Below are 2,187 nucleotides of genomic sequence, written 5' to 3'. Positions count from 1 at the left end.
TTGTTTATAAATACACCTGTAGGTATAGGATATTTCGATAACCGACACCTGGCAGGTGTGTTTCCTAATCTCTATTAGATATTTATTGCCCTTTCCCGTTTGGGAACATGGAACAAAAGTCGCCTTTATAATTCGATTATTACAGTTAAATGGTACATAAGCCACTTTACTATCTATACTTAACGTGTCGTTTAGCTGTTTCAAATGGGAGGGTTCATTTCGTAATAAGACTTCCAATTTTGAAAAGTCCACAGAACTGTATATCGGATAGAAACCGGAAAAACATGTAGGCGTTATGTAAGCAATTTGACTTTCATAGTCAAAGAATAAGAAACGGTTTCCGTCTGCCACATTATCATACACAGCAAAGCAATCAAACTTTTTTACTCCATTGATTGCATAGCTTTGCATGAAGTCAATGTTACTATCATCTACCGCTTTCAATTCAAAAACAACTTTCTTTTTACCTTGCTGATTAAAACATAGCCTATATAGAATTTCAAATTCTGTTTTTTCTGTTTCTATATAAAGGGTATCTTTTTCAGTCAAAGAATGATACTTTGCTGAATGTTGTTCCACATAGCCGTTTTTCGCTATAACATAGCTAAGTGGGAAAAAGAACAAGCAATATAATACAAATATTCTCATGCCTATTATATCTAATGGGTTGGTGAGGAACAGCGTTTAGCAGTTATCTCGAACTTGTTAACAATCTTTTCTTTCTGAATCAGACAATCTTGTTAGCCTACAATTCTGGTGGAAATCAGAAAGGTAGAACGAATATTGCGGATATTCGCGTAATACAGGCACGACCTTTTCTAAAAAGGCATTAACGTCATACAACAGAAAGTCCATATAGCAACAACAAGTTCCCATTGCGCCTCCCAGCAGAAGCCCCAGCCCTTCTGGATTCAGAATTTCTTTCGTAATCCTATCCTCCAATGCATACCGGAAGTCTAAAACTAATTTTCTTTGTTCAGCACTTATATTGTCATAAGGAAATGCAAGAAATACAGCTTGCGCTCCAAACCGATTGATTTTATCAAAGATAGTCGTGTCGTTTTCGTAATATTGGGAAATCAAATGGGAAAAACAGGTGCTGCCGATAGCCACATCATACCGTAACTCTTCATTTTCTTCCGGCTCCAATTGATAAGTAACAAAAACATCCTTGGGATTTTCAAACACTTCCTTGCCATGCTCTTTTAATGTTTGCGTGATATGCTTACGGAGTGTTGTAAGAGGAAACATGTCGCCTCTCAATTCATCAGCACGTTCAACATCTGAAATATATCTAAAAGCAAGACCTTCGCCTAACATTATTTCCATCATAATACAAAAAGTACCATATCCTTGTTCTTCAGGCAAAGAGCATAAACCTTTTTCATAAAACGAAACAGCAAAATCATTTTGCTTGTCATCATAATTGGCATATACATAGACTTCCTCCATATTCACTTTAATCCCATGCATTCGGAACTCGAAAGAAGCATCCATTCCTGGATTATAAGGGAAGAAATGCCATTTGCCTTCCAGCGATTCCGGCATTCGGGATATTAAATAAGGATAGAGATAAAATAGGTGTTCATTATCTTCTATGGAAAAAGTAAATTCGTAATCGCCACCTATATTGAAATGAACGTCTTTTGCTATTAGGTCAGTACCTTGTTCTATAAATCCAACAACCACATCACTATCATATTCGTTACGTTTTTCGACCATTCTCGAAAGCTCTGCTTCATTCTGCAAAAACCATGACCAAAAAGCGTCAACTCTACTCTTAAATGGTATTTCTATATTGCATTGACGAATAAAATCAATCGTATCTTCATCTCCTGGTGTCAATTCATCGGCTTTTGTAAAATAAGACAATGCTTCCCTACTCCTGCCAAGATAATAGTGAGCATAACCCATTCGATAATTCCAGTTGGTATCCAACTCACCTGCTTCTCGAATTGATTCAAGCAATACTAATGCCTTTTCATACTCACCATTATAGTTGTAAGCTCGTGCCAATAATCCGATTTCTTCAAAATTCCTGTTTGCTGGAGAAATTCCTTCTAAGAAATCAATTACATTCTGGTGTTTATTGGCTTCTGTCCAACTATCAATTTGTTGTTTTAGTTCTATATCCATGATTATATCCTTTATTTGATTACTAATGTTTGGCAGCTAATCGCCATTTGT

Annotated in this window: 2 protein-coding genes; both read right to left on the bottom strand. The window is 36.2% G+C overall.

From position 1 onward, the window contains the following. Positions 1–648, bottom strand: a 648-nt coding sequence (locus tag M3090_RS15140) for a hypothetical protein (protein WP_249057660.1), incomplete at its 3' end; no start/stop codon positions are given. 57 nt (positions 649–705) lie between these two features. Further along, a complete protein-coding gene (locus M3090_RS15135; RefSeq protein ID WP_087397893.1) occupies positions 706–2,136 on the bottom strand; it encodes a tetratricopeptide repeat protein in 1,431 nt (476 codons plus the stop codon). Positions 2,137–2,187 lie beyond the last annotated feature (51 nt).

The organism is Bacteroides sp. ET71 (genome assembly GCF_023336905.1).
GTDB lineage: Bacteria > Bacteroidota > Bacteroidia > Bacteroidales > Bacteroidaceae > Bacteroides.
Note: the sequence above shows the minus strand (reverse complement) of the source record. Positions and strands in the feature narration are given on the sequence as shown.

Excerpts from the sequence above, each read along its gene's own strand:
- M3090_RS15135 (WP_087397893.1), bottom strand. The coding sequence starts at position 2,136 with ATGGATATAGAACTAAAACAACAAATTGATAGTTGGACAGAAGCCAAT.